11 protein-coding genes are annotated in these 14,448 nt (G+C 71.1%); 1 reads left to right on the top strand and 10 read right to left on the bottom strand.

Features of this window, described 5'->3' with window-relative positions; translation table 11 throughout:
• Positions 1–188 precede the first annotated feature (188 nt).
• Positions 189–2,417 carry an MMPL family transporter gene (locus ABZ374_RS23920; protein ID WP_360314239.1) on the top strand — a complete coding sequence of 743 codons (2,229 nt, stop codon included), beginning with the start codon at positions 189–191 and terminating at the stop codon, positions 2,415–2,417.
• A 111-nt stretch (positions 2,418–2,528) separates the two neighbouring features.
• Here ABZ374_RS23920 and ABZ374_RS23915 read toward each other — a convergent pair whose 3' ends face one another.
• The 10 genes from ABZ374_RS23915 to blsG form a co-directional block, all read right to left on the bottom strand.
• Positions 2,529–3,098 (bottom strand): GNAT family N-acetyltransferase, encoded by a 570-nt coding sequence (locus ABZ374_RS23915; protein ID WP_360314237.1) that lies wholly within the window; start codon positions 3,096–3,098, stop codon positions 2,529–2,531.
• Between the two features lie 98 nt (positions 3,099–3,196).
• Complete coding sequence (locus ABZ374_RS23910; RefSeq protein ID WP_360314295.1) at positions 3,197–4,495, bottom strand: lipase family protein; 1,299 nt, start codon at positions 4,493–4,495, stop codon at positions 3,197–3,199.
• Between the two features lie 247 nt (positions 4,496–4,742).
• Positions 4,743–6,131 carry a M1 family metallopeptidase gene (locus ABZ374_RS23905; RefSeq protein WP_360314235.1) on the bottom strand — a complete coding sequence of 463 codons (1,389 nt, stop codon included), beginning with the start codon at positions 6,129–6,131 and terminating at the stop codon, positions 4,743–4,745.
• Positions 6,132–6,253: 122 nt separating this feature from the next.
• Positions 6,254–6,772, bottom strand: a complete 519-nt coding sequence (locus tag ABZ374_RS23900; protein ID WP_360314233.1) for a nucleoside 2-deoxyribosyltransferase — start codon at positions 6,770–6,772, stop codon at positions 6,254–6,256.
• A gap of 37 nt (positions 6,773–6,809) precedes the next feature.
• Positions 6,810–7,427 carry a class I SAM-dependent methyltransferase gene (locus ABZ374_RS23895; RefSeq protein ID WP_360314231.1) on the bottom strand — a complete coding sequence of 206 codons (618 nt, stop codon included), beginning with the start codon at positions 7,425–7,427 and terminating at the stop codon, positions 6,810–6,812.
• A gap of 76 nt (positions 7,428–7,503) precedes the next feature.
• Positions 7,504–9,390: a hypothetical protein gene (locus ABZ374_RS23890; RefSeq protein WP_360314229.1), complete on the bottom strand. Its 1,887-nt coding sequence runs from the start codon at positions 9,388–9,390 to the stop codon at positions 7,504–7,506.
• Between the two features lie 94 nt (positions 9,391–9,484).
• Positions 9,485–10,789, bottom strand: a complete 1,305-nt coding sequence (locus tag ABZ374_RS23885) for an MFS transporter (RefSeq protein ID WP_360314227.1) — start codon at positions 10,787–10,789, stop codon at positions 9,485–9,487.
• Positions 10,786–12,093 carry an ATP-dependent carboxylate-amine ligase gene (locus ABZ374_RS23880; protein WP_360314225.1) on the bottom strand — a complete coding sequence of 436 codons (1,308 nt, stop codon included), beginning with the start codon at positions 12,091–12,093 and terminating at the stop codon, positions 10,786–10,788. The genes ABZ374_RS23885 and ABZ374_RS23880 overlap by 4 nt, the downstream gene beginning before the upstream one ends.
• Entirely contained in the window at positions 12,090–13,268 is a 1,179-nt protein-coding gene (locus ABZ374_RS23875) for a DegT/DnrJ/EryC1/StrS family aminotransferase (protein ID WP_360314223.1), read from the bottom strand. Before ABZ374_RS23875 ends, ABZ374_RS23880 begins: the two co-directional genes overlap by 4 nt.
• Positions 13,265–14,443 carry an arginine 2,3-aminomutase gene (blsG, locus tag ABZ374_RS23870; protein ID WP_360314221.1) on the bottom strand — a complete coding sequence of 393 codons (1,179 nt, stop codon included), beginning with the start codon at positions 14,441–14,443 and terminating at the stop codon, positions 13,265–13,267. Before blsG ends, ABZ374_RS23875 begins: the two co-directional genes overlap by 4 nt.
• Positions 14,444–14,448: the final 5 nt, after the last annotated feature.

Below are 14,448 nucleotides of genomic sequence, written 5' to 3'. Positions count from 1 at the left end.
CTACATACTCAAGTTCTGGTTAGAAGTTATCACGCAAGTACTTGACGTTAGCCGTTCGCGAGCGTTACAACTTATAACGAACGGCAAGGCGGCTAAATTCTCGGTCGCCTCGCCACGTATCCCGGCACTCGATGCCGCTCCCGGCTGCTTCATGTCGCGTCATCGCAAGGACAAAAAGGAGAAAGCGCGTGTTTGAGCGCATAGCGGAACTGGCGATTCGCCGATCCCGGCTCGTACTGATCGTCGCCGTCGTTGCTCTGGCCCTCATGGGTGCCGCCGGCGCCGGCGCGTTCGGCAAGTTGATGGGTGGCGGCTACGACGACCCGGCCTCGCAGTCCACCCAGGCCCGGGAGGTCATCGAGAAGAGGTTCGGCGGGGAGACGAACCTGATCCTGCTGGCTCGCGCCCCCAAGGGCGGCATCGACGACCCGGCCGCCAAACAGGGCGGCCAGGCCCTGGCGGCCGACCTCAGAAAGGAGCGGAACCTGGACAACGTGATCTCCTACTGGGACACGGACAGCCCCACGCTGCGCTCCGAGGACGGCCGCCAGGCGATGGTCCTCGCCCACGTCAAGGGTGACGACACCACACGGGAAAAGAACGCCAAGAGCATCATCGACGCCTACACCGGGTCGTACAAGGACGCACTCACCATCCAGGCCGGCGGCGGCGCCGCCGTGAGCAGCGACATGGGCACCCAGTCGGGCAAGGACCTGCTCCTGGCCGAGGCGATCGCGGTGCCGCTGACCCTGATACTGCTGCTGATCGTCTTCGGCAGCGTCGTCGCGGCCCTGTTGCCGTTGGCCATCGGGATCATCGCCATCGCGGGCACGTTCGCCGAGCTCTACTTCCTGGGCAGCGTCACCGACGTCTCGATCTTCGCGACCAACCTCACCACCGCGCTGGGCCTGGGGCTGGGCATCGACTACGCGCTGCTGATGGTGAGCCGGTTCCGCGAGCAACTCGCGACAGGGGCGAGCGTGGACGACGCCGTCCGGCAGACGGTGAACACCGCGGGCCGCACCGTCGCGTTCTCCGCGGCGACGGTGGCGGCGGCACTCGGCGCACTCCTGGTGTTCCCGCAGTACTTCCTTCGCTCGTTCGGCTACGCCGGGGTCGGGGTCGTCGCCATCGCGGCGATCAGCACCCTGTTCGTGATGCCGGCCCTGTTCGTGGTGCTGGGGCATCGGGTCAACAACGGGCGGATGCCGTGGGCGAAGAAGGAGCGCGTCGCCTCCCGGGCGCCGCTGTGGGGGCGGCTGGCGCGCACCGTCATGCGGCGGCCCGCGCTCACCGCGCTGCCCGTGCTCGGGGTGCTGCTGTTGGCGGCGAGCCCGCTGCTGGGCATCAACCTGGGCACGCCGGACGAGCGGGTACTGCCCGAGGACGCGCAGAGCCGCCAGGTCACCGGGGAACTGCGCAAGAACTTCGACGGCGACGACGCCGCGGCCCTGCACATCGTCATCGACAAGGCCGTGGACCGGGGCCCGCTGGACGCGTACGCGGCCGAACTCTCGCGGCACAAGGACATCATCCGCGTCGAGGCGGCCACCGGAACCTACGTCCAGGGACGCGCCGCCGCACCGGGACCGGGCAACACCGCACTCGGCCGGCCCGACGCGCAACGCATCAACGTGATCAGCGCGTTGGCGCCGAAGTCGGACGAGGGCCAGAGCCTGGCGAAAAAGATCCGCGCGGTCACCCCGCCGGTCGGCACGCACCCCCTGGTGGGCGGCAGCGGGGCCGAACTGGTCGACGCCAAGCACTCCATCATCGGCCGGATCCCGCTCGCCGCGGCGCTGATCGCCCTCACCACCTTCCTCCTCCTGTTCCTGTTCACCGGCAGCATCGTGCAACCGCTGCGCGCACTGGTCCTGAACATGATCAGCCTGGGCGCCACGCTCGGCGTGATGACCTGGATCTTCCAGGACGGGCACCTCGCCTCGGTGCTCGGCTTCACGCCACAGCCGATGGACACCTCGATGACGATGCTGATGTTCTGCATCGCCTTCGGACTCTCGATGGACTACGAGGTGTTCGTCACCAGCCGGATCAAGGAACTGCACGACCAGGGCCTGGACACCGAGTCCGCCGTGGCCGACGGCCTCGGGCACACCGGCCGCATCGTCAGCGCGGCGGCCTGCCTGCTCGCGGTGAGCTTCTTCGCCTTCGGGACGGCCGAGCTGAGCTTCATGCAGTTGTTCGGCCTGGGCAGCGGGTTGGCCATCCTCATCGACGCAATCGCCGTACGCGGCATCCTGGTTCCCGCCGCGATGCGCCTGCTCGGCCGCTCGGCCTGGTACGCGCCGGCCCCGCTGCGCAGGTTCCACGCCCGGTTCGGCCTCAGCGAGGGCGGCCCCACGCCGGCGGCCCCGGCAGCCGAGTCGTCGTACGTGAAGGACCCGACGGGAGTCTGACCCCGCGAGTCCGTCCCGATACCGTGCCCGCCCCCCGCCGCACCGGGGGCGGGCACGCTCGTGTGCGCACCGCACGCGGGCGGACCCGGTCCGGAGGTCGTCTCGTTCGATTCAGGGGCGGCGAGTGTCGTCGGTGTCCGGGGTGGGGCGGTCCAGCCGCCAGACCACCTCGATTCCGCTGCCGGCGGGAGCCGTGGGCGGTGTCCCCGGATCACGTCGGATCTCGGTGAAGCCCAACCGGCGCGGGATGGCGGCGCTGGAGGTGTTGGCCAGGTCGTGGGTGATCTCCAGGTACGCCACGTCCGGCAGGGTGAACATCTCGGCGACCAGGGCGGCCGTCGCCTTCGTGGCGGTGCCCCGGCCGGTCGCCGCGGGGTGCAACCAGTAGCCCAGGCGCCGGCCCCGGGATTCGGGCTCGCGGTAGCTCTGGCACATGCCGGCGGGGACGCCGTCCTCGACGATGGCGTAGTTGTACATCTCCCCGCTCGCCCACTTCGCCTCGAACCTCGCGAGCATTTCCCGGGTGTGCTGCGCACTGTGCGCCGCGACCCACGGCTCCCACGGCCGCAGGTGCTCCAGGGACTCCTCGATCAACGTGAACGCCGCCGCGAAGTCCCGCTGCGCCCGCCAACTCCGCAGAACGAAGTCCCCACACTCGATCATCCGCCTCGGCCGCTCCATGATCGCCATGATCGCCCGCCCGACGCTCGCGCGCAACGAGCGGCGGAAGCGCGGGTGCGGGAAGTGGATCCGGCCGGGGCCGGGTTGCCCGCGTCGGGTCAGAAGGCGCAGGTGTGCGTGGGTGGTTTGCCGTCCAGGCGGGACTGGAGCCAGGTGAGGGCGTCGGTGCCGGAGGGCTGGAAGTCGTTCAGGCCGTGGTCCTGGTCGGGGTAGGTGCGGTAGTCGATGCTTGCGCCCTTGGCGCACAGGGCCTGGGCCATCGGCAGGTTGAGCGGGGCCAGGGGGTCGGCGCTGCCCTGGGCGAGGAACACCGGGGCGGCGGGGGTGACCTGGTCGGTGGCGTTGGCTTCGAGCGAGGCGGTGAGCGGGCCGAGGTCCGCGTTCGGTTTGAGGACGTCGGCGGGGTCGGGCAAGTCGCCGCCGATCACGGTGCTCAGGCAGTCGGTCCAGGCCGCGTCGGCGACGGCGAGGGCGGCGGGCGTGAGCAGTTGGTCGGGTTTGACCGAGGGGTCGGCGGCCGCGGCTCCGTCGAGGAGCATCAGGAAGATGCCGATGTACGGGGCCGCGGTCGCGTCGCGTTGCTCGACGAGTCCGGGCATGAATTGGAAGCCGGTGCCCGGCGCGAACGCGAGGACGCCCCCCAGCGGGAGTTCGGGGGCGTATCGCGGCTGGTGGTCGGCGGTCCACAAGGCGGCGTGGGCGCCTTGGGAGTGGCCGCCGACGAACCAGGTCTGCCCGAGGTCGGGGTTGATCGTGCGGGCGGCGCGGACCAGGTCGAGCGTCGCGTAGGCGGCGGGTTTTCCTTGCAGATAGGGATGTTTGACGCCGGTGACGCCCATGCCGATGTAGTCGGGTTGCACCACGGCGTAGCCGCGTCGGATCAGTTCGGCCCGGATGTCGAAGCCGCCGATGCCGGCGAGGAAGCCGCGCGAGGGTGCGCACATGGTGCCGATGCCCACGGTGCCGTGATCCCAGGCGACGATGGGCCAACCCCCGGCGGGAGCCGGGCCCTTGGGCAGGGCGACGGTGCCGGTCGCGGCGACGGGTCTGCCGTCGGTGCCGGTGGTCGTGTACATGACCAGCACTTCCTCGGCCGCGCCCTTGGTGCCCGCGCCGGGGACGTCGAACGGCCGTCGGCGGATCACCTCGCCGGGCTTTCCCGGCGGGAGCGGGACGGGCGGGTCGAAGAACGCGTCGTGCTCGGGCGCCTTGGTGCCGGGCGCCGCCGTCGGCACCGCAGGGGGGACCGAAGTCGGCGGCGGGGACGGTGCGGCGGTGTCGCCGGGCGGCACCGGCGCGGCCGTTCCCGCCCGAGGCGTGCCGGCGTCGGGGCGTGCGGCCGCGGGCTCGGGGTCGGCGCGGCTGCATCCGGTCGCGGCGAGTGCCGCGACGATCACCAAGGCGGCGAGCCTGTGCGGCACCCGGGCTTTCGGCTTCCCGCCTGACGTACCTGTACAACGCATGTCCAGCCCCCAACCGAGCCAGATGGAATGGAACAGGCTTTATGTGCATGGCGCATCGCTCGCGGAGGTCGTCCGGACGAGCCTGCCGCCGGACGCCGCGCAAGAAACCTAGTCGAGTTCGGTTTTGGCGTCCAGGTATTGCCGGCGGCCCGGGGCGACCGGATCGCAGCGACGTCCTGGGTCAGCCGTCGACACGGTGCCGGGCCCAGAACGGCGTCAGGTCGTGCGCGGTGGCCGCCTGGGCCGCTCGCTTGAACTCGGCCGTGGTGGAGATCCCGTACCAGTGGTCGGCGGCGTATCCGCGCAGCAGCCGGTCCATCGGGGCGTCGCCGATCAGTCGCCGAAGCTCGTGCAGCACGCACTTGCCGTAGTCGTAGACGACCGCCTCGTACCGGGACGGGTGGGCGTCCCAGTACCGCATCGAGTTGGTGAGTCGCTCCGTCGGCGCGGACCACGCGACGTCCCGCCCGCAGTCTTCGCCGGTCCGGCCGAGCGCGAGATCGGTGGCGTACTCGGCGAAGGATTCGTCGAGCCAGGGGTCGGTGTACTCGTCGTTGCCCACGATCCCGTACCACCACTGGTGGGCGAGTTCGTGCACGAGTGCGGTGGATTGCACGCGGTCCAGGACGAATCCCGGGTACTCCATGCCGCTGAACCACAGGTCGTCGTCCAGGACGACGTCCAACTCCGAGTACGGGTAGGCGCCGTAGCGCCGGGCGTGGGTGTCGACGGCCGAGCGGGCGACGTCCAGCATGGCCCGGGCGTTCGACGCGGTGACGCCGCCGTCCGCGTAGACGTTGACGTCGACCCCGGTGGCTGAGGCACCGGAGATCTGCGTGAACGCCCCGGCGGCCCACGCGAAGTCCCGGACCCTGCGCGCCGTCGCGGTGGTGACGACGCGGCCGGGCGAACCCGGGGAGTCGACCGAGGTGCCGGTGGCCGGTACCCGCAGGTTGGCGGGGTGCTCCAGCGTGACGTCGAAGTCCGCGGCCAGTGCATAGAACGACTCGCCGTGGTCGGTATACGGGTCCAGATGCGGGCCCGCCGCGTCCGCGATCGCCAGCACCGGCAGCGCGTTGCCGAGTATGGCGTGCTCGTCGTCGTGGCCGAACCGGTCGATCCCGTCCGGGACTTCGATACGCAGACCGAAGCCGATCGTGCCGCGTTCGCCGGGACCGAGCGGCACGGGCAGGACGATGCGCAGGGCGGTGCAGTCGACCGTGAGGGCGACCGGGACGCCGCCGGTGACCTCGGAGACGGTGATCGGCGGTGCCGCACACGTGCCGTGCGCGTTGTCCCACAACCGCAGGTACACCTCGGGGAGTGGATCGGCCGAGGCGTTGGAGAAGCCCACCCGCTCGTGGCCGGTCCACACGCGTCCCCGGGCGTCGGCGGTCAACTCGACCGTGTACGACGGCGTGGCCGGGGTCCGTACCGCCTCCGGGTGCGCCACGAGCGGCCGTTCGAGGCGGACGGTGCCCGGCGACGCCGCGCGCGTCGACGCGGAGCTCGCGCCGATCGCCGCGAGCAGCGTGGCGACGGCGGCGAACACGGCCGTGCCGATCCTCATCGGTTCCCCCATCGGATCGGCGGCGGCGAAAGCCCTGTTCGGGTCGGCGACTCGCGCTCCCCGGGGGCGATGTTCGAGCGCAGGTGGCCGAGCGCGGCCCGGCCACCTGCCGGCGGCGCGGGTCAGGCCGTGCGAGCCGTCTCGCGGTGGCGGGACACCGCCCGGTGCAGGGCCAGGTCCAACTCGGGCAGGGCCTCCGCGACGTCCGTGTATTCCACGTACTCCACCGTGGCCACGGTGTGCAGCCCCTGCACCAGGAACGTGTACTCCCGCCCCCGCTCCAGCATCAGCACGATGGGCTTGTCGAAGGCGCTGGCCCAGCCCACCTCGATGTGGGTACCCGGCGAGGCGGGGAAACCCGGGAGCGCGACGAAGACGTCGGCCTTGCGAATCTCGTCCTGATCCAGCCGGGTGCACTGGTCCGGCCGCATCAACTCCGCGCCCCACGCCTCGCGGCGGTGCGCGTTGTGCACGGACAGACCGTGTGCCTCGAAGTGCTTGATCAGGATGTCGAACGGGGCTCGCGCGTGGTCCGGCATCTCGCCGGTGGCCGGGTCCAGGAGTTGGATGAAGGGCCCGGCCAGGAACAGCGAACCCACGTCGAGGCCGCACAGGTAATCGGTAGAGGGGGCGATGGTCATACGGCTACCTCCGGAATGGGCCGTGGGGATGGCATGGTCAGGTCTTGCGGAAACACTGGATGTAGGCTTGGCCGCTCGTGCCGTACGTGTACTCGGTGGTGTCGTACGCCTGGTACGGGTGGGACTCGACCCGGATGCTCCGGAAGTGCGGCAGGTACTGCCAACGCAGTTCCGGCTTGGTGCTGAAGAAGGGGATGAACACCCCACCGGGGCGCAGCGCCCGGACGACCTCCGGCATCGTCCTGGCCCACAGCGCCTCGTCCGTCCAGACCTCCATGTCCAGGGCCGGGTCGAAGAACATGCCGTCCAGGCTCTCCGAGGGCAGCTCGAAGACCCGCTGGAAGAAGTCGCCGCGTTCGATGGCGAGATTGTCGGGCAGCGTCGGGTGCTTGCTCCGGAAGAGGTCCTCGACCTCGTCGAAGAGTTCGAGCACGGTGTGGCTGCGGGTGGCCGGGTTGCCCGCGATCCGCAGCGCGGACAGCCCCAGGCCCAGGCCGACTTCGTAGAAGTCCCGGCCGTACTCGCACAACATGTCGGCGCTCGCCCACATCAGATCGCGTTCCCACGCCTGCATGGCCTGCTCGCCGCCGATGCTCAATGTCACCTCGCCGTCGGTCTCGACGAGTTCGATCTCGGGCTTGGACCGGGTTTCCATGGCATTCGTCCTTTGTCGCGGCGGAATTCGGTGGTGTGCGGTCGGTGGAATGCGGTGTGGCGCTGCCGGGTTCGGCTCAGCCGCGGCGCGGCACGACGCCGAAGTGGCGTCGAGCCGTGGAGACGGCCAGGTCCTGGACCGCGAAAACGGTGAAGTAGTAAGCCTGCGGCGCGGTTTCGGCGGCGAAGCGCACCCGGAAGGCGACCTCCCGGGCCCGCTCGTGCCCGGCCCGGATCTTGACGATGCCCGGCTCCACCGTCGTGTCCTCACGCAGGTAGGTGGGCACGAACAGCCCCAGCCGGACCGGACCCGGGCGGGCCGCGGTGAGCGTCGCGCGCACCTCCAGCACGGCGCCCTGCTCGACCTCGTCTTGGGCGTGGGCCAGCAGCGAAGGGCCCTGCGGCACGCGGAAGGTGACGTCGCCGCAGCGCATGCACACCGCGCAGATCGTGTCCGAGACGTGCGGCAGCAACCCTCGCCGGGTGAACTCCTGGGCAGGGCGCCCGCAATGGCAGGTCACCTCGCGCACCTGCGGGTCCAGCGAACTGCGGTCCCCGAAGTGCGCGGGGTAACTCATCAGCTCGTTCTCGGGGTTCGCCGCGACCTGTTCGGCGATCACGTGGTCCAGGGATTGCAGGTCCGCCGTGAGCGAGGTACGGATCTGCTCGGGCGACTGGTCGGCGAGATGGGTCGGCCGGGACACCCACAGATCCACCTTGCGCGCGAGCTTGACCAGCCTGGGGCGCAACGCGTGGTTGTGCGGCAGCAGTTCCGAGGTGAGCAGGGTGGTCAGCCGCCGGCCCACGGTGAGCACGAGCGGGTCGGGGCGGTGCTCGGCGGGCGGCGGCGCGGCGGGCGCGTCACCCTGCGGGAGGCCGAAGCGCATGAACGCGGGGTAGGGATGCGAACCGGCGAGACTGGCGTTGAGGATGTCCACCGAGTCCGCGCCGGACAACGCCCCATGCATCCACGCGACGTTCTCCGGCCGATCGGAATCGTGCACCGAGACGGCGGAGACGACGGTGCGGGCCGGACCGTCGAGCGCGTTGAGCAACAGTTGGTACCTGGGGTCGTACAGCGCGAGATCGGCGAGCGGGCCGCTGTTGCAGGCGCTGAGCACCACCTCGACGGCTTCCACGCGGTTGAGCGGGACCAGCTTGTCCTCGGGCTTGTAGCACGGCAGTCCGTACGCGCAGCGGGGGCCGAGTGCTCCCGTGCGGGCCGGGGCGGTGGGGTTCAGGCCGCAGATGGTGAACTCGCCGAGGTTGACGCTGTCGTCCTTGCCGTGGCCCTGGAACGCCACCCGGCGCCATCGAGTGGCGAGGATCTCGGCCTGGATGTCGACGTGTTCGAAGTCGCGGTCGTCGAAGACCCGGACGCCGTCCGGGTGCGGCGGCCGGTCGGTGTCGGTGAACAGTCCGATCGCGTCGACGCCGGCCGCCGGCCGGGCGTACTGCTTGGCCACGTTCCAGGCCACCGAGGCCGCGTCGCGCCCGCTCAGCAGGGTCAGTCCGGGCTCGCGGTCGCGGTAGGTGGTCAGCAGCAACGCCCGTACCGGGTCCAGGTTGAGCCGGTCGTAGCAGCCCACGATCAGCAGCGTCCCGGGGTGGCGGCGGCGGAACCCGGCGGCGTCCGCCAACTCCTGCTCGGCCACCCAGGTGCGGGCGAGCGGGCGGGCCAGCGCCGACACCCCGTCGGGCAGGTCCAACGGCCCGAGCAGCACGCCGACGTCCAGCGGCTGCGGGACTTCGACACCGGCGTACAGACCGGCGGCCAGCTCGACGGCGTGCGCCAGGTCCGGACGTCCCACGCACGGCACGGGTACCGGGGTGTGCTCGGGCGCGGCGAGGAACTCGGCCACGGCCCGCGGCAGTCGGTCGACACCGACCGCGCCGAACAGCGCGGTGGCCGGCCGGCGATCCGGGCGGTCGGGTGCTTCTTCGGCGACGACGGGGGCGTTCATGACGGGAGACCTCGTGTTCTGTGGGCCGACCGGCGCAAGCGGGAACCGGAAGGGGAGTGGGGGGGCGACGGGCGGCGCGCACCGCCGGCGGCGATCAGGTGGCGCACCGCGCGGGGCCGGCGGCAGCGGGCGCCAGCAACCGGCGACCGGAGAAGGCCAGTCCGGCTCCCGCCAGCGCCACGCCGAACGCGACGGTGAACACGCCGCGGGCGCCGATCGGGTCGATCAGCAGGCCGCCGACCTGCTGGCCGACCGCGTCGCCCAGCACGGTCGCCAGCGAGGCCCAAGTGAACGCCCGGGCCAGCAGCCGCCGATCGGCGAGCGCGCCGACCAGGGTCATCTCGCCCGCGGACACCATGGCGATCGGCAGGCTGCCGACGGCCAGCGCGATCGCCAGGGTCGGCGGGGAAGTGCTCAACACGGTCAGGCCGGTGCCCGCCGCGAAGGCCAGGACCAGCCGGGGAAAACGCACATGCATCGCGACGCGCGACGGGGCACGCCCCAGCCACAGGGCGCCCACCGCGCTGCCGACGCCCCAGCACGCGTAGACCACGCCGGTGCCGTCGGGCGATCCGTGCGCGGACACGAAGGCCGGGATGGCGAGCGTCATCAGCCCGATCGGGACCGCGCACGCGGTCATCACGCCCAGCAGCACCAGCATCGAGGGATCGCGCAGAGGATGGCGCGGTATGCCTCGGCCGTCGGCCTCGGCCGGCTCCGGGCCGGTCGACGCCGCCTCGGTGCTCGCCGGGAGCCGCACCCAGGCCAGGCCCACGGCGCCCGCGCCGCCGATCACGGCGACCGTGGTCAGCGCGACCCCGGCGGAGCCGGACGACATCAGGACCGCGAGCATCAGCGGTGCGCCGATCACCAGGACCTCGGTGAGCAGCGCCTCCCAGAGGTAGGCGCTCTCACGCTCGTCGTCCGACAGCGGCATGCGCGCCCACAACGAGCGCATGCACGCGTTCGTGGGCGGCAGCGCGACCCCCGAGGCGACGGCCAGCACGGGCTGCGCCCAGGAACCCGGGCGGGTGGCCCACACCAGCGCCGCGAGCGTCGCCGGGTAGGCCACACCGGTGACGATCAACACGGCTCGGCGTCCGCTGCGGTCGAGCCGTCGGGCGATCAACGGGCTGCCCAGCGCCATGCCGAGCGTGTACAGCGCGGCGATCAGGCCGGCCTGCGGGTAGCTGCCGCCCTGTTCGCGGATGGTCAGCACCATGGCCAGCGACATCAGGTAGACGGGCAGCCGGGCGACGACGCTCCACCAGGCCGCCGCGGCCACCCGGGGGCGGGTGAGCAGGGTACGGAAGCGGCCGAGGACGCCGCCGGTCGCGGGGGGCGCCGGCGGAGTTTCCGCGGCGGCGGGTTCGGTGTCTCGGCGCGGGCTCGCGGTCATCGGGCCACCGGATCGGGTTCACGGTCCGGGGACGCCGCGACGGCATCGGCCTCGTCCGCCGGGTTCGTCGCGATCGCCTCGGCCTCGCGGGCCGGGACGACCTCGATCGTGAAGGCGTCCAGCACCGCCCGCATGCGCTGCTCGACCTGCGCGATCGAGTCGCCCACGACATGGACGTGACCCGAGGCGTTGTGCGAGGCGCGCCGGGCCGCCACCGGGTCGCCGACCCCGACGCGCAGGACGGCCTCGATCACGCCCGGCAGGCAGAGGAGTTCGTCCGCCCCCGTGACCCGGCGCACGATGCCCGAGCCGGGCAGGGGCAGCAGCAGATCGCCCGCGCAGCGGCGTTCGCGGTACTCCAGCCGAGGCCGGCGGCCCAGGTAGACGTCCAGCGTGGCGCCGAAGACGTCGAATCCGTAGGCGTGCCCGTGATTGGCGGGGATCTCGCAACCCGCCAACCGGACCCCGATCTCGCCCGCGAACACCTCCCCGTCGACCACGAAGAACTCCATGTGCGCGTAGCCGTGGTCGATGCCCATCCCGGTGACGATGCGCTGAAGCATCGCGCGCAGATCCACCGGCGGGCCCTCGTCGGTGCCGACGCTGATGTTGGCGTTCATCGCGCCGTCGACGATGTCCAGCGGGCGGCAGGGCATCGCGCTGGGCCAGGCGGCCAGCACCTCGCCGTCGTGGATGAGCGCGCACACCTCCCACTCGGTGCCGCCGAGATACTGCTCGACCATGAAGTCCCGCGCCGCGAAGTCGATTTCGGCGGCGGCCTCGGGCCCCGGGAGCAGGAAGGTGTCCACGCAGGCGAACGAGTCCACCGGCTTGAGGACCAGCGGCCGGCCGTACCGCTCGGCGAACCGCGCCACCTCCGCGGCCGACCGCACCCGGGCGAACGCGGCGGTTCGCAGGCCCAGCTCGCGAAACCGCTCCTTCATCGCGGCCTTGTCGCGGACCCAGGTCACCTGGCGTTCGCTCAGGTGCGGCAGCCCGACCAGGGCGGCGAAGCGCTGCGCGAGGTGCTGGCGCGGTTCGGACGGATTGCAGAACCGGGTGGGCGCCACCGGGAGTTCGCCGGCCCAATCCCGGTAGCGCCGGGCCTCCTGCGCCAACGGCACCCCTTCGCGCACCCAGAACGCCGGCAGGTGCGCGGTCTCGCGCAGGTAGTCCTCGCTCAGGTCGCCCCGCAACTCGGCGAAGCGCAGCAGCACCAACTCCTGCGGCAACGCCCGGGCCGCGTGGCGGGTGAACGACGAGGCCCGGTCGTCCACCATCAGCAACACCGGACGCGTGCTCACACCGCCTCCAGGACGCGCCGGATGGCCTTGACCGCGCCCACCTGTTCGGCCTCGGGCAACTCCGGGGACAGCGGTACGCACAGGGTGCGGTCCAACCGGTCGCGGGTGCGGGCGAATCCGTCGTGGCTGAGCGCGAGCGGCCCGTCGGGCGCGTGGTTCCACGGGAAGCCGTCGGCGTAGAGCGAGCGCCGGCCGGTGAGCACCGGATGCTCGGGCAACAGGTACTTGTTCAGCGTCCAGTTGGCGATGCCCTCGGCGCTCAGCGCGGCCACGGCGGCGTCGCGCAACGCCCGGTCCCGGCAGCGGAATCGCAGACTGACCTTCGCGTCGCCCGCCGCGCGCGGGCGTACCTCCAGATCCGCGCGGTCGGGCAGGTCGCGCATGGCGATGGCGTACATGCGCTCCAGCCCGTCGAGGAGCTCGTCGAGGTGGCGGAACTGCTGGCACTGGACGGCGGCGACCTGTTCGCTGGTGACGAAGTTCTCGCCGTAATAGGCGTCCTGGTTCCAGGTGGGATAGCGCCCGGGCACCCGCGCGGAGCCGTGGTCGTGATAGCAGCGCATCGTCGCCCACGCCTGCTCGTCGTTGGTCACCACCAGCCCGCCCTCGCCCGAGGTGAGCACCTTGTTGTGATGGAAGCTGAACGTCCCCGCGTAGCCCACCGTGCCCACCGCACGGCCGTCCGGGAAGCGGGCGCCGAGCGACTGGGCGCAGTCCTCGACGACGTACGGCACGCCCTCGGGCAGCGGCGCCACCGTGCCCTCCATGTGCGCCACGATCACCCGTTCGGCGTCCGCCGGCAACAGCGTGGGATCCAGCGACAACGAGTCGTCGGTGTCGACCAACACCGGGATCAGGCCGCAGGACAACACGGCGCCGGCCACCGCGACGAAGGTGACCGCCGGGATGTACACCGGGTCGCCGATCGAGGGACGGGTGGCGATCAGCGCGAGCCGCAGCGCCTCGGTGCAGTTGTGCACGGCCAACGTATGGGCGGCGCCCAGGCGTTCGGATGTCTCACGTTCCAACCGCGAGGCCATGCTCTCGGTTTCGGTCTGGTAGCGGAACAACACCCGATGGTCGATCACCTCGCGCAGTTCCGTCATGTCGGACCAGTCGAGGTAGTTCGCGCCGTAGGGCAGGAAACGTTGGCCGAGACGCTTGTCCAGGGTCATCGTGCGTCCGCCTCCGTGATCGGGCACGCCGCGTTGTCGACGAGCATCTCCTCGCCCCGGTAGTTGCGCAGGTGCAGCCCCTCCGGGGTGACCTTGAAGTACGGCTGCGCGATCGGGATCTTGCCGATCCTGGTGGTCAGCACGTACTGCGGCACCCCGAAGCCGGTGATGTGGCCCTGGAGTCCCTCCATGATTTCCCAGCCCTTGGCCACCGACGTCATGAAGTGCGAGACACCGGTGACGTTGTCGCAGTGGTAGAGGTAGTACGGCCGCACCCGGATGCGCAGCAGTTCGGTCATCAGCGTGCGCATGGTGGCGACGTCGTCGTTGATGCCGCGCAGCAGCACGGTCTGGTTGCCCACCGGGATGCCGTGCCGCAACATGCGGTCCACCGCCGCGGTCGCCTCCGGGGTGATTTCCTTCGGGTGGTTGAAATGGGTGTTCACCCACACCGGATGGTGGCGCGCGAGCATCGCACACAGGTCGTCGGTGATCCGCTGCGGCAACAACACCGGGAACCGGCTGCCGATCCGGATGATCTCCACGCTCGGGATCGCCCGCAGCCCCGAGATGATCTCCTCCAGCTTGCCGTCCTGGTAGGAGAGCGGATCCCCGCCGGTCAGCAACACGTCCCGGATCTCCGGGTGTTCCGCGATGTAGCGCAGATCCTCGTCGAACGACTCACCCTCGTCGTCGCGGAAGTAGGTGCCGTTGACGTCGGTGGTGTGGAACTTGCGGGTGCAGTGCCTGCAGTAGACCGGACACGCCTCGGTGATCAACATGATGACCCGGTCGGGGTACTTGTGCACGACCCGGTTGGTCTTGCGGTAGTACGTGTCGCCGACCGGGTCCACCTCCGCGCCGGAGAACTCGACCAACTCCCCCGAGGCGGGCACGGCTTGTTGCCGGACCGGACACATCGGGTCGTCGGGATCCATCAGTGAGGCGTAGTACGGCGTGACGCTCCAGCGGTAGCGGCCCGCGACCCCGGCGATCGCCTGCTCCTCGTCCGGGCTGAGGTTGATCCACCGGCGGGCCTTGTCGACGTTGGTGATGCGTCGACGCATGTGCCAGCGCCAGTCGTTCCAGTCCGTGTCGGGGACGCGGGGTCGCACGATCGTGGGTTCGGCCGCGGGGGTGCCGGCGGTCGTGGTTTCGAGGGGCGTGGCGGACATGGCGG

The sequence above is a fragment of the Embleya sp. NPDC005971 genome (assembly GCF_040629175.1).
Taxonomy (GTDB): Bacteria; Actinomycetota; Actinomycetes; order Streptomycetales; family Streptomycetaceae; genus Embleya.
Note: the sequence above shows the minus strand (reverse complement) of the source record. Positions and strands in the feature narration are given on the sequence as shown.

Bases quoted from the DNA above. Each gene is read 5' to 3' on its own strand.
- ABZ374_RS23895 (WP_360314231.1), bottom strand. From the start codon at position 7,427: ATGGAAACCCGGTCCAAGCCCGAGATCGAACTCGTCGAGACCGACGGC.
- blsG (WP_360314221.1), bottom strand. From the start codon at position 14,443: ATGTCCGCCACGCCCCTCGAAACCACGACCGCCGGCACCCCCGCGGCC.
- ABZ374_RS23875 (WP_360314223.1), bottom strand. From the start codon at position 13,268: ATGACCCTGGACAAGCGTCTCGGCCAACGTTTCCTGCCCTACGGCGCG.
- ABZ374_RS23885 (WP_360314227.1), bottom strand. From the start codon at position 10,789: ATGACCGCGAGCCCGCGCCGAGACACCGAACCCGCCGCCGCGGAAACT.
- ABZ374_RS23905 (WP_360314235.1), bottom strand. From the start codon at position 6,131: ATGAGGATCGGCACGGCCGTGTTCGCCGCCGTCGCCACGCTGCTCGCG.
- ABZ374_RS23900 (WP_360314233.1), bottom strand. From the start codon at position 6,772: ATGACCATCGCCCCCTCTACCGATTACCTGTGCGGCCTCGACGTGGGT.
- ABZ374_RS23915 (WP_360314237.1), bottom strand. From the start codon at position 3,098: ATGGAGCGGCCGAGGCGGATGATCGAGTGTGGGGACTTCGTTCTGCGG.
- ABZ374_RS23890 (WP_360314229.1), bottom strand. From the start codon at position 9,390: ATGAACGCCCCCGTCGTCGCCGAAGAAGCACCCGACCGCCCGGATCGC.